Consider the following 22,232-nt stretch of genomic DNA (forward strand, 5'->3'; position numbering starts at 1 on the left):
TAGCCTATTCTCGGCGTGTATTAACATTCATCACCGATATATGATCGGCGTATGGACACCTAACAATAAGAGCGCAGCGAAATGAATCTGAGCAAGGTCGACCTCAACCTCTTCATCGTCTTTGACGCGATCTACACCGAAGCCAACCTGACCCGCGCCGGGCAGATTGTCGGGATTACTCAACCTGCGGTGTCGAACGCTCTGGCCCGCCTGCGGGAGACCTTCAACGACCCGCTGTTCGTGCGCACAGCCCAAGGCATGGTGCCCACACCCATGGCCCAGAACATCATTGGCCCGGTGCGTAACGCGCTGTCGCTGCTGCGGGTGTCGGTACAGGAAAGCCGGATCTTCAACCCGCAACAGGCGGCCAAGACCTACCGCATCAGCATGACCGACCTCACCGAAGCGGTGATTCTGCCGCCGCTGTTCCAGCGCCTGCGCCGCCTGGCACCGACGGTGGTAATCGAGAGCTTCCTGTCCAAGCGCCGGGAAACCACCAAAGAACTGGCGGCCGGTCGCCTGGACTTTGCCGTGGATGCGCCGCTCAACACCGACCCGCAAGTGCGCCACGTCAAGCTCATGGAAGACCGCTACGTGTGCGCCATGCGCAAGGGCCATCCGATGGCGGGCAAGGACAAACTGACGCTGGATGACTACCTGTCGCTGACCCACATTCATATCTCCAGCCGGCGCAACGGCCTGGGCCATGTCGACCTGGCGCTGGGCAAGATGGGCCTGCAACGCAAGATCGCCCTGCGCTCCCAGCACTACCTGATGGCCTCGCAGGTGCTGCAGCAAACCGACATGGTAATGACCGTGCCGGAGCGCTTCGCACGGCGCCATGAACTGCACTGGTTCAACCTGCCGGTGAATGATGTGCCGATGGTGGAAACCCATCTGTACTGGCATGAAAGCACCGACCAGGATCCGGCCAACCGCTGGATGCGCGAGCAGATGATCGAGTTGTGCCAGCAGGTGACGGCCCATGAGAAGAAGCTGGACAAACTGTAGGAGCGAGCTTGACGTTAACGTCAACCAGCCATTAGCTTAACGCTCAAGACACTCCTTGAGCGCCCTCATGAGCACGACCTACAGCATCTCCGACCTCGCCCGCGAGCTCGACATCACCACCCGCGCCATTCGTTTCTATGAAGAACAAGGCCTGCTGTCCCCGGAACGCCGGGGCCAGGAGCGCATTTATTCGCCCCGCGACAAGGTCAGCCTGAAGCTGATCCTGCGGGGCAAGCGCATCGGTTTTTCCCTGGCCGAGTGCCGGGAACTGATCGAACTCTACGACCCTACCAGCGGCAACCAGAAACAGCTGCACAGCATGCTGGCGAAAATCGCCGAGCGCCGCGAGCAGCTGGAACAACAGTTGCTCGACATCGAACAGATGAAGCTCGAACTGGACACCGCCGAAGAACGTTGCATCCAGGCGCTGGAACAGACCATTCAGGGCCAGGTTGGCCATTCATAAAAGGTAGCTGCCATGTCCCTCCCCTCTCATGTGCGCCTGGTGGAAGTGGGCCCCCGCGACGGCCTGCAGAATGAAGCGCAACCCATCAGCGTCGCCGACAAGGTGCAATTGGTGGACGCCCTGAGTGCCGCCGGCCTGGGTTACATCGAAGTCGGCAGTTTTGTGTCGCCCAAATGGGTACCGCAGATGGCCGGGTCGGCCGAGGTGTTTGCGCAGATCCAGCGCAAGCCGGGCGTGACCTATGGCGCGCTGGCGCCAAACCTGCGGGGTTTTGAAGATGCACTGGCGGCGGGCGTAAAAGAAGTGGCCGTATTTGCGGCGGCTTCCGAGGCGTTTTCCCAGCGCAATATCAACTGCTCCATCAGCGAAAGCCTGGAACGCTTCGTGCCGATCATGGACGCGGCCAGGCAGAATGGTGTGAGTGTGCGGGGTTATGTGTCGTGTGTGTTGGGTTGCCCTTATGAAGGTCAGGTCGCGCCGGAACAGGTCGCGGCAGTCGCTCGCGAGCTGTTCGCCATGGGCTGCTATGAGGTGTCCCTGGGCGACACGATTGGCACCGGCACTGCAGGCGCAACACGCCGGATGTTCGAGGTGGTCGGCGCGCAGGTGCCACGGGACAAGCTGGCCGGGCACTTCCATGACACCTATGGCCAGGCCATCGCCAATATCTACGCCAGCCTTGAGGAAGGTATCCAGGTGTTCGACAGCTCTATTGCGGGCCTCGGCGGGTGCCCCTATGCCAAAGGGGCCAGCGGTAACGTTGCCACTGAAGATGTGTTGTACCTGCTCAATGGCTTGGGCATCGAGACCGGTATCGACATGGACAAGCTGATTCTGGCGGGTCAGCAGATTTGTACGGTACTCGGCCGCCCCACCGGTTCGCGCGTGGCGAACGCTCGCAGCGCCGGTTGAGTAGTGCGCTTGTGACGATGTGTTACCTCGCGGCTACACATCGGGTAACACGGGAACATATTTTGTCGCATTTCCTGAAGGAAATTTCTCACCAAAAAATCAAGGCATTGATTTTAAAGGACTTTATAAAGTTGGCACGGCTTCTGCTATCTCTATTGCATAACAAGAATAAAAAGCACCAAACCTAATAAAAATAAGACGTAACGACTCTGACATAACAAAAACAACACGGCAGAGACGCAGCTAACAGATTTTTTTGGAGAAGATGTGCTTCGCAGGGTACGGCTTGCCGAAACCCGCAACCGGATAGAGAAGAACAAAAAACTACCTCAAGGTAGCTACCCACTGGTTGGATCGCGTGCGAAGAAGCAGATCAGCGCTCAAAAAAATACGTTTGCTCTTGACCCCGGATGGGGGTCGCCAAAAACAGCGGTAAAGGGCCACGGTTGCCAAAAACAACAATAGACCGCCCCTCAATAATAAAAAAAGAGCACGCAACGACAAATTAAAGGGGACCTTCGGGTCCCCTTTGTGCTTTCTCGGGGAAGGTGATTTGCGTGTATATCCGTTTTTTGGGTGATGGCTGAGATTGGTTCCGCTCTTACAGCGGCTCACTTTTGAAAAGCGCAAAAGTAAGCAAAACGCTCTTGCCCCACCACTCGGCACCTCGCCTAGGCTCGGTGTGCCCTCACTCCGGCTTTGGAGCGTGGGCCGCCGTCATGGGCCATCCTTGGCCCAGGACGGCTAACCCGGCGTCCTGCCGGGTTACCCACACTCCAAAGCCTGCGTTCGGCCAGCGTGGTTTAATGGGGCGCCCAAGATCAAGATCAAAAGCAGATCAAGAGCACAGCGGCCTCCCGGCCGGCTTGAGTGTTTAAAAGCCAAATCAAAAGCTAAAGCGGGCACGGTTCAAATGTGGGAGCGGGCTTGCTCGCGAAGGTCGTTAACGATGACGTGGGTATCCTGATTCAACGCGGCGCTCTCAGGTTTTTCGCGAGCAAGCCCGCTCCCACATAAAAGCAGATCTGTTTTCGCTCTGGCTTTTGATCTGGCTTTTAACACTCAGGTCGGCTCTCAGGCCGCCGTGCTTTTGATTTTGATCTTGCTCTGACTGCCCCAATAAGCCCGAGGCCGAACGCAGGTATTGCGGAGCGGGTAAACCGGCAGGACGCCGGTTTAGCCGCGCCGGGCCATGGATGGCCCGTCGCGGCGGCCCGCGGAGTAATGCCGGAGTGAGGGAACACCGAGCCTAGGCGAGGTGCCGACAGGCGGGGCAGAGCGCTTTGGTTACTTTGCCGCTTTTGCAAAGTGACTCGCTGTAAGAGCGAAACCATAAGCCGCCGTTACCTAAATAACGGATAAACACCCCTCACCCCCCCTTCAACTCTTCAATCATAATTTCCCGCATCCGAAACTTCTGGATCTTCCCCGTCACCGTCATCGGAAACTCATCCACAAATTTGAAATGCTTGGGCATCTTGAAGTGCGCAATCCGCCCCTTGCACCACGTCTGCAGCTCAAGCTCATTAGCCAAATGCCCCGGATGAAACTTGATCCACGCCACAATCGCCTCACCATAGCGCTCATCCGGAATCCCGATCACCTGCACATCCGCCACCGCCGGATGAGTAAAGAAAAACTCCTCCAACTCCCGCGGGTACACGTTCTCACCTCCGCGAATGATCATGTCCTTGTTACGCCCGGCGATGCACACATACCCATGTTCATCCATGGTCGCCAGGTCGCCGGTGTGCATCCAGCCCGCCTCGTCGATAGCCTCACGAGTGCTGTCAGGATTATTCCAGTAACCGAGCATCACGCTGTAGCCCCGGGTACACAGCTCCCCTACCTGGCCCCGAGCAACCGTGTTACCGGCGTCATCGATAATCTTGCTTTCCAGCTGTGGCTGGGTCCGGCCAACCGTCGTAACACGCCGCTCAAGGTCATCATCCGGCCCGGTCTGCAACGACACCGGGCTGGTTTCCGTCATGCCATAGGCAATCTGCACCTCACTCATGTGCATCTCGCTGATAATCCGGCGCATCACCTCGATCGGACAAGTGGCGCCCGCCATGATCCCGGTGCGCAGGCGCGACAGGTCGAACTCGGCGCGGCGCGGGTGATCAAGCATGGCGATAAACATGGTAGGCACCCCGTATAGCCCGGTGGCCTGTTCTTCGGCGACGGCAGCCAGGGTCAGCAATGGGTCGAAACCGTCACTCGGGTAGATCATCGTGGTGCCATGGGTGATGCAGCCCAGGTTACCCATCACCATGCCAAAGCAGTGATACAGCGGCACCGGGATCACCAGGCGATCTTGCGCCGTCAGGCCCAGGCTTTCGCCAACCATGTAGCCGTTATTGAGGATGTTGTGGTGACTGAGGGTGGCGCCCTTGGGGAAGCCGGTGGTGCCGGAGGTGTACTGGATATTGACGGGTTGATCGAAGTGCAGGCCGGCCTGGCGGATCTGCAATTGCTCGGGCGGGACGCCTGCCCCGAGGGCCGCCAATTGCGACCAGGGCGTAAACCCCGGGGGCGGGCTGGGATCAAGGCTGATGATGCCGCGCAGGTCAGGTTGAAGCTCCTGCAACATGCCGTGGTAATCGGAGGTCTTGAACGACCCGGCGCACACCAACCACTGGCAACCGGATTGCTTGAGTACGTACTCCAATTCACTGCTGCGATACGCCGGGTTGATATTGACCAGAATCACGCCGATTTTGGCGCTGGCGACCTGGCTGATGCACCACTCGGCGCAGTTGGGGGCCCAGATGCCCAAGCGGTCGCCGGCCTGCATCCCCAAGGCCAGGAACGCACGTGCATGCAAATCAACCGTCTCTGCCAGTTGCCGCCAGGTGTAGCGACGCTGTTGATGGCCCACGACCAAGGCTTCGCCGTCGGAGTAGCGCGAAACCGTTTGATCAAAGGCCTGGCCGATAGTCATGGCCAGCAAGGCCTTGTCCTGACAGCCGCGGCTGTAGCTCTGATTCGATTGATCCATAACGACCCCTGTTGTCTTTTTTGTAGGTTGACGTAAACGTAAACTACGATTGACAGGCCCGCAACGCAAGTTTACGTTAACGTAAAGGTGATCGCCCTCCCCGGCGTATTGGCCATACAAAAACAACGCTAGAAGGTGCCCGTCCATGAGTTACCCCTCCCTGAACTTCGCCCTCGGTGAAACCATCGACATGCTGCGCGACCAGGTGCAGTCCTTCGTGGCCAAGGAACTGGCGCCGCGCGCTGCGCAGATCGATATCGACAACCTGTTCCCCGCCGATATGTGGCGCAAGTTCGGCGATATGGGCCTGCTGGGCATCACCGTGCCGGAAGAATACGGCGGCGCCGGCCTGGGCTACCTGGCCCACGTGGTGGCCATGGAAGAAATCAGCCGGGGCTCGGCTTCGGTGGCGTTGTCCTACGGCGCGCACTCCAACCTCTGCGTCAACCAGATCAACCGCAACGGCACCCATGAGCAAAAACTCAAATACCTGCCCAAGCTGATCAGCGGCGAACACATCGGCGCACTCGCCATGAGCGAGCCGAACGCCGGCTCCGACGTGGTCTCCATGAAGCTGCGCGCCGATAAACGCGGCAGTGTGTATGTGCTCAACGGCAGCAAGACCTGGATCACCAACGGCCCTGATGCCAATACCTACGTGATCTACGCCAAGACCGACCTGGAAAAGGGTGCCCACGGCATCACCGCGTTTATCGTCGAGCGCGACTCGAAGGGCTTCAGCCGCAGCAACAAGTTCGACAAGCTCGGCATGCGCGGCTCCAACACCTGCGAGTTGTTTTTCGATGACGTCGAAGTGCCGGAAGAAAACATCCTCGGCGCACTCAATGGCGGCGTGAAAGTGCTGATGAGCGGCCTCGATTACGAACGCGTTGTGTTGTCCGGCGGCCCGACCGGGATCATGCAGGCCTGCATGGACCTGATCGTGCCCTACATCCATGACCGCAAGCAGTTCGGCCAGAGCATCGGCGAGTTCCAGCTGATCCAGGGCAAGGTCGCCGACATGTACACCCAGCTCAACGCCAGCCGCGCCTACCTGTACGCCGTGGCCCAGGCCTGCGAGCGCGGCGAAACCACGCGCAAGGACGCCGCCGGCGTGATCCTCTACAGCGCCGAACGCGCTACCCAGATGGCCCTCGACGCGATCCAGATTCTCGGCGGCAATGGCTATATCAATGAATTCCCGGCTGGCCGTCTATTGCGTGACGCCAAGCTGTATGAAATCGGTGCCGGCACCAGTGAAATCCGGCGCATGTTGATCGGTCGCGAACTGTTTAACGAAACCCGCTGAACGGAGCGCGCACCATGGCTACCCTGCACACCCAGCTCAACCCGCGCTCGGCGGAATTCGCCGCCAACAGCGCGGCGATGCTCCAACAGGTCGACGCCCTGCATACCCTGCTCGCCCAGGTGCAGCAAGGCGGCGGCGCCAAGGCCCAGGAGCGGCATACGTCGCGGGGCAAGCTGTTGCCCCGCGAGCGGATCAATCGCTTGCTCGACCCTGGCTCGCCGTTCCTTGAACTCAGCCAGCTGGCGGCTTATCAGGTGTACGGCGAAGACGTGCCCGCTGCCGGGGTGATTGCCGGGATTGGCCGGGTGGAAGGCGTCGAGTGCATGATCGTCGCCAACGACGCCACGGTGAAAGGCGGCTCGTACTACCCGCTGACCGTCAAGAAACACCTGCGCGCCCAGACCATCGCCGAGCAGAACCGCCTGCCGTGCATCTACCTGGTGGACTCCGGCGGCGCCAACCTGCCGCGTCAGGATGAAGTGTTCCCGGACCGCGAGCACTTCGGACGAATCTTCTTCAACCAGGCGAACATGAGCGCCCAGGGCATCCCGCAGATCGCGGTGGTGATGGGCTCCTGCACTGCCGGTGGTGCCTATGTGCCGGCGATGGCGGACGAAGCAATCATGGTCCGCCAGCAAGCCACCATCTTCCTCGCCGGCCCGCCGCTGGTGAAGGCGGCGACCGGAGAAGTGGTCAGCGCCGAAGACCTGGGCGGTGCCGATGTGCACTGCAAGATTTCCGGGGTGGCCGACCACTATGCCGACAGCGACGAACATGCGCTGGCCCTGGCTCGGCGCAGTGTGGCCAACCTCAACTGGCGCAAGCTGGGGCAATTGCAACAACGCACGCCGCTGGCGCCGCTTTATAGCAGCGAAGAGCTGTACGGCGTGATTCCGGCCGACGCCAAGCAACCGTTCGACGTGCGCGAAGTGATCGCGCGATTGGTGGACGGCTCGGTGTTCGATGAATTCAAGGCGTTGTTTGGCACCACACTGGTGTGCGGCTTTGCGCACCTGCACGGCTATCCGATTGCGATCCTGGCCAACAACGGCATTCTCTTCGCCGAGGCCGCGCAAAAAGGCGCGCACTTTATCGAACTGGCCTGCCAGCGCGGGATTCCGCTGTTGTTCCTGCAAAACATCACCGGCTTCATGGTCGGCCAGAAATACGAAGCCGGCGGCATCGCCAAGCACGGCGCCAAACTGGTGACAGCGGTAGCCTGTGCCAAGGTGCCGAAGTTCACCGTGATCATCGGCGGCAGCTTCGGCGCCGGTAACTACGGCATGTGTGGACGCGCCTACGACCCGCGCTTCTTGTGGATGTGGCCCAACGCACGCATCGGCGTGATGGGCGCCGAACAGGCCGCCGGCGTGCTGGTGCAGGTCAAGCGTGAGCAGGCCGAGCGCGCCGGCCAGGGTTTCAGCAGCGATGAGGAAGCGGCGATCAAGCAGCCGATCCTCGACCAGTACGAAACCCAGGGCCACCCCTACTACTCCAGCGCACGGCTGTGGGATGACGGCGTCATCGACCCGCTGCAGACCCGCGACGTGCTCGCCCTGGCCCTGTCCGCCGCGCTGAACGCCCCCATCGAGCCGAGCCGCTTCGGCGTGTTCCGCATGTAAATGGAGCTGCACCCCATGAGCGATTTCAACACCCTCGAACTGATCACCGACCCCCGTGGCTTTGCCACGCTGTGGCTCAGTCGTGAAGCCAAGAACAACGCGTTCAATGCCGAAATGATCCGCGAACTGATCATTGCCCTGGACCGGGTGCAAGGCGATCCGGCCCTGCGTTTTCTGGTACTGCGCGGGCGCGGCAAACACTTCAGCGCCGGCGCCGACCTGGCCTGGATGCAGCAGTCGGCCGAACTGGATTACCACACCAACCTGGACGATGCCCGAGAACTGGCGGAGCTGATGTACAACCTCGCCAAGCTGAAGATCCCGACGCTGGCGGTAGTCCAGGGCGCGGCCTACGGCGGTGCCCTGGGATTGATCAGTTGCTGCGACATGGCGATTGGCGCCGACGATGCGCAGTTCTGCCTGTCGGAAGTGCGCATTGGCCTGGCGCCGGCGGTGATCAGCCCGTTCGTGGTGCAGGCGATCGGTGAGCGGGCTGCCCGACGCTATGCCCTCACGGCAGATCGCTTCGGCGGCCAGCGGGCGCGGGAAATCGGGTTGTTGGCGGAGAGTTATCCCGCTGATGAGTTGGACGTACACGTCCAATTGTGGATTGCCAATCTGCTGCTCAACAGTCCGGCGGCCATGCGTGCCAGCAAGGACCTGCTACGGGAAGTCGGCCACGGTGCCCTGACGCCAGCGTTGCGTCGCTACTGCGAAAACTCCATCGCCCGGATCCGTGTCAGCGCCGAAGGCCAGGAAGGCCTGCGTGCCTTTCTGCAAAAACGCGCGCCCAACTGGCAGCCTCAGGAGCCGCGTTCATGAAGACGCTTACTACCGTATTGGTAGCCAACCGTGGCGAAATCGCCTGTCGGGTGATGCGTACCGCCAAGGCCATGGGCCTGACCACCGTGGCCGTGCACAGCGCCACCGACCGTGACGCGCGGCACGCCCGCGAGGCTGATATTCGTGTGGACCTGGGCGGCAGCAAGGCCGCCGACAGTTACCTGCAAATCGACAAACTGATCGCCGCGGCCCAGGCCAGCGGCGCCCAGGCGATTCACCCGGGTTATGGGTTTCTTTCGGAGAACGCAGGGTTTGCCCGCGCCATTGAAGCCGCCGGGTTGATCTTCCTCGGCCCGCCCGCATCGGCCATTGATGCCATGGGCAGTAAATCGGCCGCCAAGGCGTTGATGGAAACCGCCGGCGTGCCGCTGGTGCCCGGTTACCACGGCGACGCACAGGATCTGGAGACTTTCCGCCAGGCAGCCGAGCGTATCGGTTACCCGGTGCTGCTCAAGGCAACGGCAGGCGGCGGCGGCAAGGGCATGAAGGTGGTCGAGGACGTCAGCCAACTGGCCGAAGCGTTGGCCTCGGCACAGCGTGAAGCACTGTCCTCCTTTGGCAATGCGCAGATGCTGGTGGAAAAGTATTTGCTCAAGCCGCGTCACGTGGAGATCCAGGTGTTCGCCGACCAGCACGGTCACTGCCTGTACCTCAATGAGCGCGATTGCTCGATCCAGCGCCGCCATCAAAAAGTCGTCGAAGAAGCCCCGGCGCCGGGCCTGAGTGCCGAGCAGCGCAAGGCCATGGGCGAAGCGGCCGTGCGTGCGGCCCAGGCCATCGGCTACGTGGGCGCGGGCACCGTGGAGTTTCTGCTGGACGCCCGGGGCGAGTTTTTCTTCATGGAGATGAACACCCGGCTGCAGGTGGAACACCCGGTGACCGAGGCCATCACCGGCCTGGACCTGGTGGCCTGGCAGATTCGCGTGGCCCAGGGCGAGCCGCTGCCGATGACTCAGGAGCAAGTGCCGCTGCTGGGGCATGCGATTGAAGTGCGCCTGTACGCCGAGGACCCGGCCAACGATTTTCTGCCGGCCACCGGGCACCTGGCGCTGTACCGCGAATCCACGCCAGGGCCCGGGCGCCGGGTAGACAGCGGCGTCGAACAAGGCGACAACGTGTCACCGTTCTACGACCCGATGCTGGGCAAGTTGATTGCCTGGGGCGAGGACCGCGAACAGGCGCGCCTGCGGCTGCTGGGCATGCTCGATGAATTTGCCGTGGGTGGACTGAAGACCAACCTGGGCTTCTTGCGGCGCATTATCGGCCATCCGGCGTTTGCCGCTGCCGAGCTCGATACCGGGTTTATCCCGCGTTATCAGGATGAGCTGCTGCCGGCGCCTGGCGAATTGAGTGAGGCATTCTGGCAGGCCGCCGGCCAGGCGTTCATGCAGACCCAACCGAGCACTGACACCCGTTCGCCCTGGGCCGACACCCGAGGTTTTCGCGCAGGCTTGCCGGGCGAGGTTTCCCTGCACCTGAGCTGCAACGGCCAGGATCGCCTGGTAATGCTGCAAGCCGGCGTCAACCCGCCCCAGTTGCACGGCGAACAATTGCTGATCGACCAGCACAGCGTGCGCCGCTCCCATCTGGCGGTACGCGAGGGCGGCAGTGTGTTTTTGCGCTGGGACGGCGAGGTGCACAGTGTCAGCCTGTTCGACCCGATTGCCGCCGTCGATGCCAGCCAGTCCCATCAGGGCGGCCTGGCCGCACCGATGAACGGCAGCATCGTGCGAGTGCTGGTGGAAGTCGGGCAAACGGTTGAAGCCGGTACGCAGTTGGTGGTGCTGGAGGCCATGAAGATGGAACACAGCATTCGCGCGCCCCATGCCGGCGTGGTCAAGGCGCTGTACTGCCAGGAAGGCGAAATGGTCGGTGAAGGCAGCGCACTGGTGGAGCTGGAAGCCGCGAGTTAAAACCTCGTGACCGCCTGCGCCACCACGCCGATGATCCGGCACTCTTCACTGAACAGCATCTTCGGGTACGTAGGGTTGAGCGGCACCAGGTAAAGCTGGCCGCTCTGCCTGACCCATTTGCGCAAGATCGCCTGGGAATCAAATGCCCATTGGGCCACCACCAGTTTGCCGGGCTCGGGCTGGATGGCCGGGTCCACCAGAATCATCGTGCCTTCATTGATACTCAAGCCGCTGGGGGCGGTCATGGCGTCGCCAGTCACGCGCATCCAGAACGCCTTGCCACGGGCGTGATAGTCGCTCATCTGAAAACGAGTAACGCCGTACGGCCGAGGTTCTTCCTGCAATGGGTAGCCTCCCTTCCCTTCGCTCACCGGGTAACGGTAATTCGGGTTGTAGTGCGGCGCCGGCTGCAGTTCCTCGGCAACCGCCGCGAGCGCTTTTTCGCGAACCACCAGCGCGACCTCGAGCCCATCCAGGCCCAGCTCCTGCATCACCCGGTTCATATCGGCAAGGCTCGGCACCCGACGCTTGTTCAGCCAGTGGCCGACCCCGCCCTGAGACATGCCCAGGCGCGACGCCAGTTGGTCCTGCGTGACCTTGCGGTCTTTCATGTTGGCCTTGACCAACGCTATCCATTTATCCATGGGCCCTGACAATACGTTGTGTACTCACCACGACAATAAACAGTTTGTAGTAATCAATAAAACGCCATAAATACGATTAGTACTAATATCGATTGCAGGCTTTCGACACCCACACAGAGCACTGCCCTTATGACGACCACCCCGTATACCCTGCCCGACACCTGCGATGAAGACGAACGGCTGTTCCTGCGCAGCAGTGGCGCCGCCCAACGCGCGCTGGACTATTACCTGAAAGAGGATGCCGCACCGCCCTCCGTTGACGACACGTTGTTCGAGGTCAAGCCCGGCATCAGCGACGAGGAGGCCCTGGTCCACGCCTCCGACCTGCTGCGCAGCGCCGCGGCCACTGCGTACGAATCGGCAAACAGCGCCCACGGCAATAGCCGGGACCTGGCGTTTTCAGTGGTCTATTTGATCGATATGGCGAAGGTGATGGTGGAGCGGTCACTGCGGCTTTCGGCGAGGGGTGCCGAACAGCCGGCCAGCCTGTAACAGGCACGCGGGAAAAATATTTCTATCCAAGGGATAAAAACATTTGACTTGCAAATGATAATGATTATTATTGGACCTAGCTGATCGCGAGATCAGTCGATAGACCAAGAGACCTTAGGTCGGACTCTTGGAATATCTCCTCATCAGGCTAATCACGGTTTTTGACCCGGCTCTTTGGCCGGGTCTTTTTTTTGCCAGTTTTTCCCTGGCGTGACTTCAGGCTAATGAAGACTGTGTGTTGCTTGATGGCGCGCATGGTAGCAAAAGACCATCGCCAAAAGAAAGTCGATCGAGCGCTTTAGGCCGGTTCTTTCAAAAATAGCACTTGAGAATCAATCTCATAGATTCTAAGCTGCGGCGGCGTCATGGACGACGCCCCCCTCTTCACCCGCAAAAATTGCATCCAGGCTTTGCCCCGCTCCGGTGTAAAATGCCCGCCACAACACTCATATTCAGGCAACCAGACTATGACCGTGGCCTTGACCTCCATCAAGATCAGCACCGACTTCGACAGTGGCAATATCCAGGTGCTCGACGCCAGTGATGCTCACCAGTTGCTGCTGGCGATAAAGCCCGATACGCGCAGCCAGCACTACCAGTGGTTCCACTTCAAGGCCGAAGGCATGCATGTGGGTCACACCCACACCTTCCGCCTGAGCAATGCCGGCCACTCGTCCTACAAGCACGCCTGGAGCGGCTACAACGCCGTGGCGTCCTACGACCATATCAACTGGTTTCGGGTGCCCACCCGCTTTGATGGCGAGACGCTGCACATCACCCTCGAAACCCGTGAAAAACAGGCCTGGTTCGCCTACTTCGAACCCTACAGCCGCGAACGCCACGACTGGCTGATCGACCAGGCGCTGAACCGCGCCGGCACGCAATTGCTGGCCACCGGCAAAAGTGTCGAAGGCCGTGATATCCAACTGCTGCGCCGTGGCAAGGGCGAGGCCAACAAGCGCAAGGTCTGGATCATCGCCCAGCAGCATCCCGGCGAGCACATGGCCGAATGGTTTATGGAAGGCATCATCGAGCGCCTGCAACAGGACGGTGACGCCGAGCTGAAAAAGCTCCTGGCCGCCGCCGACCTGTACCTGGTACCGAACATGAACCCCGATGGCGCGTTCCATGGGCATCTGCGCACCAACGCCATGGGCCAGGACCTCAACCGCGCCTGGCAGAGTGCGAGCCAGGAGATCAGCCCCGAAGTACTGTTCGTCCAGCAACAAATGGAAAAGTACGGCGTTGACCTGTTCCTGGATATCCACGGCGACGAGGAAATCCCCTATGTGTTCACCGCCGGTTGTGAAGGCAACCCGGGCTACACGCCACGTATCGAGCAGTTGGAAAAACACTTCCGCAGCCACCTGAGCAACCTCACCCGGGATTTTCAGACCGCGCATGGCTACACCCGCGACCTGCCGGGCGAAGCCAATATGACCCTGGCGTGCAACAGCGTCGGCGAGAAGTTCGATTGCCTGTCCCTGACCCTGGAAATGCCCTTCAAGGACAACGACGACGCGCCCAACCCGCACACTGGCTGGTCGGGCAAACGCTCGATGCAGTTGGGCAAGGACGTGTTGAGCAGCGTGGCGGATATCGTCGGCGTATTGCGCTAAACATCCACGATCCCGGCGACGGCTGCATCACAGCAACCGTCGCCGGGGAAGGCTTCAGTCCTTGCTGCCGGTCATGCTTTGCAACACACCGTCACGCCGGATCAAACCGTGGAACAGCGCCGCCGCCAGGTGCAACAACACCGTCAGAAACAGCAAATACGCCAGGTAACCGTGAGCCTTGCGCAACACGGCAAACAACGGCGCATTCGCCCCCACCAGCGCCGGCAACTGCACCGAACTGCTGAGCATCACCGGGTCGCCGGCCGCTGAAATCATCGCCCAGCCCAGCAGCGGCAACACCAGCATCAACGCATACAGCACCACGTGGGAGGCCTTGGCCGCCAGCACTTGCCACAGCGGCAAGTCGGCAGGCAGCGGCGGCTGGCGCGTGGAAAAACGCACCACCAGGCGCACGATTACCAGCGCCAGGATCGCAATGCCCAGCGGCTTGTGCAGGTGGATCAGCCACTCATGGCGTTCGGAAACCGAGGCCACCATGCCCGCGCCGATAAACAGCATGGCGATGATCATCAACGCCATCAGCCAATGCAGCAGCCGCGCCAGCGGGGCGAAAAACCGGGGTTGGGCATTCATGGCTTCGACTCCTGAGGGGCGCTGTGCAGCTGGCTGACTTCGCTGGTGCGACGCAGGTAGGAACTGGCGTACGCCGCCGAACGGGCGGCCAGCAATGGGTCATTCGAGGCTTCGATACCGCTCGGCAGCACCAGTGGATCAAAGTTGATGTCACGGCAATCACCGTCCATTTGCGGCTGGCTGCTTTCCAGCACCAGGGTCCCGGCATTCAGCACCTTGTGCTCACCGGTCCAGGTCTTGCTGGCGTCATCTACCGGGTCGCCCGGGTTGGCCAGGGTGAGGTTCAACTGCCAGCGCAACGGCCCGGCTACCAGGCGCTGGGCCAGGTCTTTTTCGAGGAAGTCGCTGCCGGCGGGCGCCGTAGCCCCCGCAGCATCCTGGCTTTGCGGTACGACGCCCCAGCGCACGGCCTGGCGTTGGCCGCTGGCGTTTACCAGGTAAAACGCGTTGATGCCGTTATAGGTTTCAGTGGCATAGCTGGCAGACGGCTTGGCGGTCTTGACCCAGGCCAGGAACGGCGCGGTCTCGGGGTGCGCCGCGAAGAACGCCGGCATGCCTGCCGGGTTCGGCTTGCCGGTGGCCGGGTCAGGTGCGCCGGCCTTGAGCATCTCGAAGAAGGCCTCGGGCGTGCCCACCGGGAACACCGGCATGCTGTTCATCCCGGTGCGCCATTGCTGGCCGTTGGCCAAGTTGAACTGCAAGGCAAAACTGCGGATCGGCACGCTGCTGTCCGGCGCATACGGGTTGCCGCTGGGCAGCGCAAAACGCCCGATAACCGGGGTGCGCGCCTCGCTGAATACCTGGGCACTGGAGTACTGGCGCGCTTCGGGGCTGCTCTCGAAATAACCGGCCACGCACACGCCCTTGGCATGGTTACGCCGGTAGCCAGGGTGCAAGCCGTTGTTGGTTTCCAAGGCATTGACCAGGGTTTTGGGACGCAACCGCTGTGGGTCGAGGCTTCCGTTAACGTAGGCAAACGCCCCGGCCACGACGGCAACCACCACGCCGATGCTGGCCAACCGAATTATCAGGCTTGCGGTGCTCAACGGCGGACGGGGCGGTGATGAGTGATCTACCATGAAATAACTCCAGGGCCCAAGGCCTTGAGTGGGTGAAACATAAGGTCGGAACACTTGGGACGAACGCCAGCGCACTCTATTCCCTGGCCTGCTGTTTATTTTTATTGGCCTGGAATAACCTTCAACGCCGGACGTCTTCCTAGTCCCAGCGTAGTGACTAGCCAGAATCCCATGCACGAACTCGACGAACAGTTACGTGAACTCATCCCCAGGTTGCGGCGTTTTGCCGTGTCCCTGACGCGTAACACCAGCAGCGCCGACGACCTGGTGCAGGCGAGCCTTGAGCGCGCGATCATCAGTTGGGCCGACAAACGCCTCGAAGGCGACTTGCGCGCCTGGCTGTTCTCGATCCTCTACCGGCAGTTCCTCGACGCCCATCGGCGCTCCCGGCGGTACACACGCATGCTGGAATTTTTCACCGGCCGCGATGATTCGCAGCCGTCGGTCGAGCGCACCGTCATCGCGCAATCGACCCTGCAAGCCTTCGACAAATTGAACACCGAACAGCGCGCCCTGCTGCTGTGGGTCTCGGTGGAAGGCTTGAGCTACAAAGAAGTCGCCGACATCCTCGAGGTGCCCGTGGGCACCGTGATGTCTCGCCTGTCGCGCGCGCGCCAGGCCCTGCGCCAGCTCAGCGACGGCGAAATCACCAGCCCTGCCCTGCGGATACTCAAATGATCAGCCTGCCTCCCAGCGAACGCGATTTGCATGCCTACGTCGATCACCAGCTCCTGGACGCCGACCGCCGCCAGCTCGAAACCTGGCTGGCGGCCCACCCGGACGTCGCCGCCCAGGTGCACGCCTGGCAACAGGACGCGCAGCACCTGCGGGCATCGTTGAGCGGCGCACTGCAACAACCCGCCAACCCCGAGCTGGACCCGGCCCTGATTCGCCAGCGGGTCAAGCGCCAGTCGCGCCGCCATCTCGCAACCGCCGCCATGCTGTTGATTGCCGTCAGTGTCGGCGGCCTCGGCGGCTGGCAGGCCCGCCAGGCTACGCTGCTCGAGAGCATGGCGCCCATGAGCGACGCGATGCAGGCCTACCGCCTGTTTGCCCAGGACGGCATCTTGCCCGCCGACTACCACGTGCAAAGCGGTGGCGACATGCAAGGCTGGCTCGACCGTTATTTCAACCAGGCCTACCGCCTGCCGGACCTGAGCCAGGCCGGGTTCAAGGCGGTCAGCGGGCGCCTGCTCAGTACCGAACAAGGCGCGGCGGCCATGGTGCTGTATGAAGACCCCCAAGGGCGGCGCATCAGTTTCTATATCCGCCCGCCGGGCCCGGAAAACAAGTTCCTGCCCCGGGGCAGCCGCAGTGCCGACGGGCTGCAGGCCGAATACTGGTCGGGCGCGGGCTACAACTATGCGATGGTCAGCCCGCAAGACCCGTCGACCACGCAGATGCTCAAGCAGACGATGCGGTTCTAGAAACCCACATCCAGCACCACGTTATCGACGTAGGTACCGGCCGGCGGCGTGGCCTGGTTGCTATAGATCGCCGCGTTGTAGTTGAACACCTGGCTGCCGGTGCCCAGGCCATTCCCGGGGTTCACCTCAGCCGTGGAGCTGGCGCGCCGGGCGGTGGTCACGCTGCCCCAGCGAGTGGTGGTGGCGCTTTTGAAGATGTCGTAATTGAGGAAATTGCTCCCCGAGATCATCCGCCGCTGCCCGCCCACACTCACCGGGTTCTGGCCATCGCTGATGCCCACGGTGTAGGCACTGCCCTTGGTGCAGGCAATCGTGGCTTGCCCGTTCACACTGGAAAAACCACTGATCACCGGCGCGCTGCCGAAGCTGATGTTGGGCGCGGTGATCTGACAGTCGTTGCTCACCGTCATGCTGACCGTCAGGGAGGATGTGCCGGAGCCGGAATCCCGGAAGACACACAGCGACCCAACCCCCAGCACCGCGCAGTAGTTCCAGACCCAGGCGATGCTGAGTGTCTCCGTGTAAAGGCCGGCAGCCACGTTGCTGCCGGTGATCGATCTCAGGTAAAGCGGCAAGGTCTTCGTGCCCGGCCCGGAAACCAAGCCAACGCTTTGGGCAATGCCCGTCGCGCCGAAATCGAACTGGGTGCCACGGTTGATCGGGTAACTGGTGCTGTTATTGGCGTAAATCGTATAACCGATGACATCCCCGGTAGGGCCGACCATGCCGCTGGTGGCCGAGGTGATGGTTGCATAGAAGTGATCACTCGCCGCCAGCAGCGAAATCAACGTGGCCCCGCAGTTCAAGCCAGCGTTGGTGGTGGAACTGGTCTGGGCAGCGGTGCGCACCGTCATCGAACTGATCGAGCCAAAGCTGGCCGGCGACGTAGCTCCCGGCGCCGAACACGCGGCCATTGCCTGTAGCGAAAAACCCAGGCCCGCCAGCACCAGCAGTCCAACTATCCATTCCTTGACCCGCACACCCACACTCCTTGTCTCATTGGCAAACCAGCGGCCCGATCAGCGGCACCTGCTCCTCGTTGATATCCAAGTCGAACGTTGCCTGGCAGGTACGGCCCTCACCCACAGTGACTTGCAAGGTGTTGTGGGCCGCCAGGTTCTCCAGGTACACCAGGCCATCCCACCCCACCACCGCGCGCGCCCCGGTTTGCTCATGACGCACCTGGCTGCCCAGGGGCAGGTCCTGATGCCGGGCATCCACCAGGGTGATACTGGCCGCGATCACCCGGCGCACCGGGAACTCCAGCAGGTAGCCGCTACCGCGCCGCACCGCCACGCGCTGCTCGACATTAGGGGTCTGCACGTTGACCGGCAGGTTCAGCGGGTCGATTTCATACTTGCCGCGGTAGTACGCGCTGCTCCACGGCACCAGCAAGTGCCCGTTGCGGTCGGTTTCCCCCACCAGCTGGTTTTCATAAAGCACCGGCACACCGGAATAGCCGTCGGTGCTCACCACCACAAACGCGTCATTGACCTGGTTGGCCGTGAACACCTGATTGTCCATCCACACCAGCGAGCCACTGGCATCCGCCCAACGGGTCTCGGCGTCACTGCTACCGTACACGCCCGCCTGCAATTGCACCGACTGCATGCGCCAGGTCAGGTCGGCCTGGCGATAGGCCGGGCCGTCGCCACTGGCATAACCCAAGTTGTAGCCCACGCCGCCCTCGGACGGCACCGCCCGGCTGTAGTTGACCCGCTGGCGACTTTCGCCGGCCTGGCTGCGCTCGTTGCTCAAGGCCAGGCTCCCGTAGACGTCGAACGGGATCACCAGTTGCGCCTGCATGGCCCAGTTGCTGTCACCGACCTCACGGTTGGCCGACAGATAGAAACTGGTGTTGCGCCACAGCTGTTTGCTCCAGGTGAGGTTCATCAGCCGGGTGCGGGAGTCATCGGCCGCCTGTACATCGAAATAGCCGGCACCGATGCTGCCGAAATCGTTGAGGTTCAGGCTCAGGGTCACCTGCTCGCTGCGCTTGCTGAGGCTCGCATAAGGCGTGTCGACCAGGGTCAGGTCGGCGTACTGGTCGCGGCGTTCTACTCGCTGGTATGACAGGCTGTAGCGCTGGTTGCTGTATTGATAACCGAAGCTCAGTTGCTGGCCGGTCTCGCCATCAAACTGGCTTTGGCTGAGGGCGGTATTGAGCACCCCGAAGTTGCCCAGCCGCACGTTGCCGCCGAGCCCGCCCAGGGTCAGGTCGCCTGAGGCTTCGGCATGGCTTTCCAGGGTGAAGTAGTCCGACACCCCGTAACGAAACGTGCCGCTGGCCACGCCCGGCCCGTAGCCAAAATCCCGAATGGTGTAGTCGCGGCGCAAATTACCGGCCGCCACCGAAAAATCCGACAGCCCTTTTTGCAACAACGTACTGGTGACGTAGAACGGCACGGTGGTCGACACCTGCCGGCCCAGGGCATCGGTGGTGACCACCACCGCTTCGCCGGCGCCGTTGATAAACGGCACGTTGGTCAAGGTGTACGGGCCCGGCTGCAGATCTGCGCTGCTGGATTTGTAGCCATTGATGAACAGGTCCACCGACGACGGCACCGCCGCCTCCCCGGCAAATTGTGGCAAGGGGTAAGTCACCAGGTCCGGGCGTACGCCGAAATCCCGCGACACTTGCACCCCGCCCAGGCGTACCGAACTGCTCCACGGCAATGCGCTGCTGATCACGTCGCCCGCCTCGTAGGTCAGCAGGCGCTCATCGTCGGAAAAGCGCCAGGTGGTGTCATAGCGCCGGTAGCCATTGTTCAAAGTGCTGCCGCTGGCCTGGCCGCCAAAGGTGGTGCGGTATTGGCCGGTATTGGACAAGGTGCCCCAGGTATCGAACAGCCGCACTTCGTTGAAAATGCCCAGGTATGTGCCGGCGTCATCGGTGTCGTTCAGGTAAGCGTCATAGTTGAGCAACGCACCAAAACTGGTGAGTGCCTGGGCGCGCGGGTAGTTGTTGCGGCTGCCGATGAACTGCGCCGGCAACCACGCCGGCGGTACCGTCAACATCAGGCGCTGGCCCTGGCTGTCGTAATCGGTGTGCAGGCCCGGCAGGTGGTCCAGCGCGACCTCGGTGGTGATCTCGGCCGGCAGCTTCATGCCCACGTCCCGCAAGGTGGCCGCCGGCACAAACAGGCCGCCGGCGCGCTGATCCACGGCCACCACCCGGCCAGTGTCCATCTGGTTGACCACCAGTTCGAGGAACAACTGTGCATCGGCAACAGCCTCCATGTTGCTGGGCGGCGGCGGCAACGGCGCGGCCACGCCAAGCGGCGCAAGCACCAGGCCCGCCAGGCCGCCCACCACCCACACCGATCGCCATCGACTACGAGTCCAACCATGGCTCACCAAGGCATTGTGTCCATCAATGGACATCTCCATCCGTTAAGACCAAGGGCTGCTCCATGCCCTATTCCATTGCGTTACCGTCCCGGCGCAAGGTTCTCCAGTTGCGCTGCGCCATTGACTCGCACCTGCAGCGGCTGATCGCCCGCGACACCTTGTGGCACCGGCCAGCGCATGGTTGCGCCCGGCAGTACATAGCCGAGCAGGCCGTCTACCAGCGGCCGGGTCTGCCCGCCCTGTTTGAACGCCACATCGGTGAGCCGCGCGTGCACCGCGCCCTGGTTGCGCATCTCCACATAGTTGCGCCCGCCGACGGTGACTTTTTTCCAGCTCAGGTCAGGCTTGCCCGCGCCCTTGGGGTCGCGCTGGCGCGTCGCGTCTTCCTTGCTCCACAGGCCTGCGCCGTAGGCGAACAACGGCACCGAATAACGCATCTGAAAGCGGATGGCTGCGGCCGTCTTGCCATCGGCTGCGGGGGTTTCAGGGGTGGCGGCGGGGATTTCGTCGATGATGATCCGATAGGCCAACTCCTGGCCCGGCGGCACTTCCCGGGTCCGGGTCAGGCGCACCAATTGCTTCTGCCCCGGTTCGATCTTCGCCACCGGCGGGCTGCCGATCACGTCGCGCTGGTTCTGGTACTGCTCGTCAAACCCGCCCTGGCTCCAGGCAAATACCCGGATCTGCAGGTTGGCAGTCTCTGTACCGCGGTTCTCCAACCACAAGGCGCTGGCCTGTTGATCGGCCTCCAGCACCGGGTCAATGGGCCAGATCAGCACCGAACTGGCGGCCTGGACCTGCCCGGCGCCCAACGTCACCAGACCGATAAAACCCGCAACCCAATACCGCCGGGAAGCTGCAAACATAGATTCCACTCCTCATGCCAATCGCCTTACCAGGACAGCTGCACCTGCAGCACGTCGCTGTACGTCCCCCCAGGCTGATTACCCGGTAACACCACCCGGCCGTAAATCGGCAGGGTTATATTGTTCGCGTTGCTGTAGGCCACGCTGACGCTTTGACTGATCCCCAGGCTCTGGCTCAGGGCCGCGTCCTGAAACAGCTGGTACGCCACTTGGGCACTGCCGCTATTGAGTTGCATGTGCCGGCCACTGGCGTTGTACAAGCCGCCGTTGACGCTCATGTTCAAGGTGACTCCCGGAGTGCATTGCAGCGTTACCCCGCTGCTCAGCGCCACCGACACCGTGCTGGTGGACAACGACGAATAGCTGCCGAACGCCAGGCTGCCGTAGTTCGTGCCGCCGCCCACCACCAGGCAGCCTGCGGCAATCGTCGCGCTGACCTGGATCGTCTGGCTGGTCACCGCCAGCAACGACAACGGCATCCCCCAACCCGTGATGACCGCCAGCGTCGCCCAGCAGGCCCGCTTCATCGCACTAGAACGTCAATTGCACGGACACCGTGTCGGTGTAGGTACCCGCCGGCAGACCTGCCTTGCCCACGGCCTGGCCGTAGATGTTCACGGTTTGCGCAACGCCCGTGCTCGCGCCTACGTTGATGGTTCCGTTGATCGCCAGGAGCGTCGAATGCCCGGTGTCGGTGTAGAAGTCATACGGCACATAGTTGGCCACGCCGTCGTACAGCGCCCGGGTGCCGCCCGTGGACTGGCCGTCATGGGACCCGGCACCCACAGTGATCACCGGCGAGGTGCCCGAGGAACACTGGATCGACAACGCGCCTCCACCGCCACCCAGCACCTGGCCGGACTGCGTGGTGAACTGGCTGTTGGTGGTACCGAAATTGATCGTACCGAAGTTCAAACCGGTGGTGCCGCCCACGCCATTGACCAGGCAACTGTTGGTCAGGATCAGCGTGGAGCTGATCTGCCCGGTGACCGTCGTGGCCGCCTGGGCACCCGATACCCAGGCCAGTGCGACCAATGGGAGAACTGCTTTAGATACAAGTGCATGCATGATGTCCATCCTCAT

Annotated in this window: 20 protein-coding genes; 11 read left to right on the forward strand and 9 right to left on the reverse strand. The window is 61.8% G+C overall.

Annotation, left to right across the window (positions count from 1 at the left end):
• Positions 1 to 81: 81 nt before the first annotated feature.
• The 3 genes from C0058_RS21365 (at position 82) to C0058_RS21375 (ending at position 2,389) form a co-directional block, all read left to right on the forward strand.
• Positions 82 to 1,011, forward strand: coding sequence for a LysR family transcriptional regulator (locus C0058_RS21365; RefSeq protein WP_003211805.1), 930 nt, complete (start codon positions 82 to 84; stop codon positions 1,009 to 1,011).
• Positions 1,012 to 1,078: 67 nt separating this feature from the next.
• On the forward strand, positions 1,079 to 1,477 hold the full coding sequence (locus tag C0058_RS21370; RefSeq protein WP_102369517.1) for a MerR family DNA-binding transcriptional regulator: 399 nt from the start codon (positions 1,079 to 1,081) through the stop codon (positions 1,475 to 1,477).
• Between the two features lie 12 nt (positions 1,478 to 1,489).
• Positions 1,490 to 2,389 (forward strand): hydroxymethylglutaryl-CoA lyase, encoded by a 900-nt coding sequence (locus C0058_RS21375; protein ID WP_102369518.1) that lies wholly within the window; start codon positions 1,490 to 1,492, stop codon positions 2,387 to 2,389.
• Positions 2,390 to 3,758: 1,369 nt separating this feature from the next.
• On the opposite strand, the gene C0058_RS21390 is transcribed toward C0058_RS21375, so the two are convergent.
• A complete protein-coding gene (locus C0058_RS21390) occupies positions 3,759 to 5,390 on the reverse strand; it encodes an AMP-binding protein (protein WP_102369519.1) in 1,632 nt (543 codons plus the stop codon).
• 145 nt (positions 5,391 to 5,535) lie between these two features.
• Between C0058_RS21390 and C0058_RS21395 the strand changes: the two genes are divergently transcribed.
• Genes C0058_RS21395 through C0058_RS21410 form a run of 4 tightly spaced genes read left to right on the forward strand, consistent with a single transcriptional unit; the run spans position 5,536 to position 11,077 of the window.
• Positions 5,536 to 6,699, forward strand: coding sequence for an isovaleryl-CoA dehydrogenase (locus C0058_RS21395; protein WP_003212472.1), 1,164 nt, complete (start codon positions 5,536 to 5,538; stop codon positions 6,697 to 6,699).
• Between the two features lie 14 nt (positions 6,700 to 6,713).
• Positions 6,714 to 8,321: a carboxyl transferase domain-containing protein gene (locus C0058_RS21400; protein ID WP_003212470.1), complete on the forward strand. Its 1,608-nt coding sequence runs from the start codon at positions 6,714 to 6,716 to the stop codon at positions 8,319 to 8,321.
• Between the two features lie 15 nt (positions 8,322 to 8,336).
• On the forward strand, positions 8,337 to 9,143 hold the full coding sequence (locus C0058_RS21405) for a gamma-carboxygeranoyl-CoA hydratase (protein WP_102369520.1): 807 nt from the start codon (positions 8,337 to 8,339) through the stop codon (positions 9,141 to 9,143).
• The gene (locus C0058_RS21410) at positions 9,140 to 11,077 is read left to right on the forward strand and encodes an acetyl/propionyl/methylcrotonyl-CoA carboxylase subunit alpha (protein WP_102369521.1); all 1,938 of its coding nucleotides are present in this window, start codon (positions 9,140 to 9,142) and stop codon (positions 11,075 to 11,077) included. The genes C0058_RS21405 and C0058_RS21410 overlap by 4 nt, the downstream gene beginning before the upstream one ends.
• Here C0058_RS21410 and C0058_RS21415 read toward each other — a convergent pair.
• Positions 11,074 to 11,721, reverse strand: coding sequence for a LexA family transcriptional regulator (locus C0058_RS21415; protein ID WP_102369522.1), 648 nt, complete (start codon positions 11,719 to 11,721; stop codon positions 11,074 to 11,076). The two genes, C0058_RS21410 and C0058_RS21415, sit on opposite strands and share 4 nt — an antisense overlap.
• A gap of 129 nt (positions 11,722 to 11,850) precedes the next feature.
• Between C0058_RS21415 and C0058_RS21420 the strand changes: the two genes are divergently transcribed.
• On the forward strand, positions 11,851 to 12,213 hold the full coding sequence (locus C0058_RS21420) for a DUF6124 family protein (RefSeq protein WP_102369523.1): 363 nt from the start codon (positions 11,851 to 11,853) through the stop codon (positions 12,211 to 12,213).
• A gap of 467 nt (positions 12,214 to 12,680) precedes the next feature.
• Complete coding sequence (locus tag C0058_RS21425; protein ID WP_003212460.1) at positions 12,681 to 13,832, forward strand: M14-type cytosolic carboxypeptidase; 1,152 nt, start codon at positions 12,681 to 12,683, stop codon at positions 13,830 to 13,832.
• 54 nt (positions 13,833 to 13,886) lie between these two features.
• Here the strand turns inward: C0058_RS21425 and C0058_RS21430 are convergent, their stop codons facing one another.
• On the reverse strand, positions 13,887 to 14,426 hold the full coding sequence (locus C0058_RS21430) for a cytochrome b (RefSeq protein WP_003212459.1): 540 nt from the start codon (positions 14,424 to 14,426) through the stop codon (positions 13,887 to 13,889).
• A complete protein-coding gene (locus C0058_RS21435; protein WP_008431493.1) occupies positions 14,423 to 15,505 on the reverse strand; it encodes a catalase family peroxidase in 1,083 nt (360 codons plus the stop codon). The genes C0058_RS21430 and C0058_RS21435 overlap by 4 nt, the downstream gene beginning before the upstream one ends.
• Before the next feature lie 171 nt (positions 15,506 to 15,676).
• Here C0058_RS21435 and C0058_RS21440 point away from each other — a divergent pair, with 171 nt between their 5' ends.
• Together C0058_RS21440 and C0058_RS21445 are read left to right on the forward strand one after the other, a co-directional pair.
• A complete protein-coding gene (locus C0058_RS21440) occupies positions 15,677 to 16,183 on the forward strand; it encodes an RNA polymerase sigma factor (protein WP_003212456.1) in 507 nt (168 codons plus the stop codon).
• Positions 16,180 to 16,932, forward strand: coding sequence for an anti-sigma factor (locus C0058_RS21445; protein ID WP_003212454.1), 753 nt, complete (start codon positions 16,180 to 16,182; stop codon positions 16,930 to 16,932). The genes C0058_RS21440 and C0058_RS21445 overlap by 4 nt, the downstream gene beginning before the upstream one ends.
• Here C0058_RS21445 and C0058_RS21450 read toward each other — a convergent pair.
• The 5 genes from C0058_RS21450 to C0058_RS21470 are packed head-to-tail and all read right to left on the reverse strand — an operon-like array spanning position 16,929 to position 22,217.
• On the reverse strand, positions 16,929 to 17,912 hold the full coding sequence (locus C0058_RS21450) for a spore coat U domain-containing protein (RefSeq protein WP_256579507.1): 984 nt from the start codon (positions 17,910 to 17,912) through the stop codon (positions 16,929 to 16,931). The genes C0058_RS21445 and C0058_RS21450 overlap by 4 nt on opposite strands.
• A gap of 16 nt (positions 17,913 to 17,928) precedes the next feature.
• Positions 17,929 to 20,322 carry a fimbria/pilus outer membrane usher protein gene (locus C0058_RS21455; protein WP_102369525.1) on the reverse strand — a complete coding sequence of 798 codons (2,394 nt, stop codon included), beginning with the start codon at positions 20,320 to 20,322 and terminating at the stop codon, positions 17,929 to 17,931.
• A 41-nt stretch (positions 20,323 to 20,363) separates the two neighbouring features.
• On the reverse strand, positions 20,364 to 21,149 hold the full coding sequence (locus tag C0058_RS21460) for a molecular chaperone (protein ID WP_102369526.1): 786 nt from the start codon (positions 21,147 to 21,149) through the stop codon (positions 20,364 to 20,366).
• Between the two features lie 26 nt (positions 21,150 to 21,175).
• Positions 21,176 to 21,676, reverse strand: coding sequence for a spore coat U domain-containing protein (locus tag C0058_RS21465; protein WP_008431486.1), 501 nt, complete (start codon positions 21,674 to 21,676; stop codon positions 21,176 to 21,178).
• Between the two features lie 4 nt (positions 21,677 to 21,680).
• Complete coding sequence (locus tag C0058_RS21470; RefSeq protein ID WP_032898768.1) at positions 21,681 to 22,217, reverse strand: spore coat protein U domain-containing protein; 537 nt, start codon at positions 22,215 to 22,217, stop codon at positions 21,681 to 21,683.
• Between the last annotated feature and the right edge of the window lie 15 nt (positions 22,218 to 22,232).

Source organism: Pseudomonas sp. NC02 (genome assembly GCF_002874965.1).
Classification (GTDB): domain Bacteria; phylum Pseudomonadota; class Gammaproteobacteria; order Pseudomonadales; family Pseudomonadaceae; genus Aquipseudomonas.

Coding starts and splice junctions, on each gene's coding strand:
- C0058_RS21365 (WP_003211805.1), top strand. CDS start 82: ATGAATCTGAGCAAGGTCGACCTCAACCTCTTCATCGTCTTTGACGCG.
- C0058_RS21370 (WP_102369517.1), top strand. CDS start 1,079: ATGAGCACGACCTACAGCATCTCCGACCTCGCCCGCGAGCTCGACATC.
- C0058_RS21375 (WP_102369518.1), top strand. CDS start 1,490: ATGTCCCTCCCCTCTCATGTGCGCCTGGTGGAAGTGGGCCCCCGCGAC.
- C0058_RS21390 (WP_102369519.1), bottom strand. CDS start 5,390: ATGGATCAATCGAATCAGAGCTACAGCCGCGGCTGTCAGGACAAGGCC.
- C0058_RS21395 (WP_003212472.1), top strand. CDS start 5,536: ATGAGTTACCCCTCCCTGAACTTCGCCCTCGGTGAAACCATCGACATG.
- C0058_RS21400 (WP_003212470.1), top strand. CDS start 6,714: ATGGCTACCCTGCACACCCAGCTCAACCCGCGCTCGGCGGAATTCGCC.
- C0058_RS21405 (WP_102369520.1), top strand. CDS start 8,337: ATGAGCGATTTCAACACCCTCGAACTGATCACCGACCCCCGTGGCTTT.
- C0058_RS21410 (WP_102369521.1), top strand. CDS start 9,140: ATGAAGACGCTTACTACCGTATTGGTAGCCAACCGTGGCGAAATCGCC.
- C0058_RS21415 (WP_102369522.1), bottom strand. CDS start 11,721: ATGGATAAATGGATAGCGTTGGTCAAGGCCAACATGAAAGACCGCAAG.
- C0058_RS21420 (WP_102369523.1), top strand. CDS start 11,851: ATGACGACCACCCCGTATACCCTGCCCGACACCTGCGATGAAGACGAA.
- C0058_RS21425 (WP_003212460.1), top strand. CDS start 12,681: ATGACCGTGGCCTTGACCTCCATCAAGATCAGCACCGACTTCGACAGT.
- C0058_RS21430 (WP_003212459.1), bottom strand. CDS start 14,426: ATGAATGCCCAACCCCGGTTTTTCGCCCCGCTGGCGCGGCTGCTGCAT.
- C0058_RS21435 (WP_008431493.1), bottom strand. CDS start 15,505: ATGGTAGATCACTCATCACCGCCCCGTCCGCCGTTGAGCACCGCAAGC.
- C0058_RS21440 (WP_003212456.1), top strand. CDS start 15,677: ATGCACGAACTCGACGAACAGTTACGTGAACTCATCCCCAGGTTGCGG.
- C0058_RS21445 (WP_003212454.1), top strand. CDS start 16,180: ATGATCAGCCTGCCTCCCAGCGAACGCGATTTGCATGCCTACGTCGAT.
- C0058_RS21455 (WP_102369525.1), bottom strand. CDS start 20,322: ATGGAGATGTCCATTGATGGACACAATGCCTTGGTGAGCCATGGTTGG.
- C0058_RS21460 (WP_102369526.1), bottom strand. CDS start 21,149: ATGTTTGCAGCTTCCCGGCGGTATTGGGTTGCGGGTTTTATCGGTCTG.
- C0058_RS21465 (WP_008431486.1), bottom strand. CDS start 21,676: ATGAAGCGGGCCTGCTGGGCGACGCTGGCGGTCATCACGGGTTGGGGG.
- C0058_RS21470 (WP_032898768.1), bottom strand. CDS start 22,217: ATGCATGCACTTGTATCTAAAGCAGTTCTCCCATTGGTCGCACTGGCC.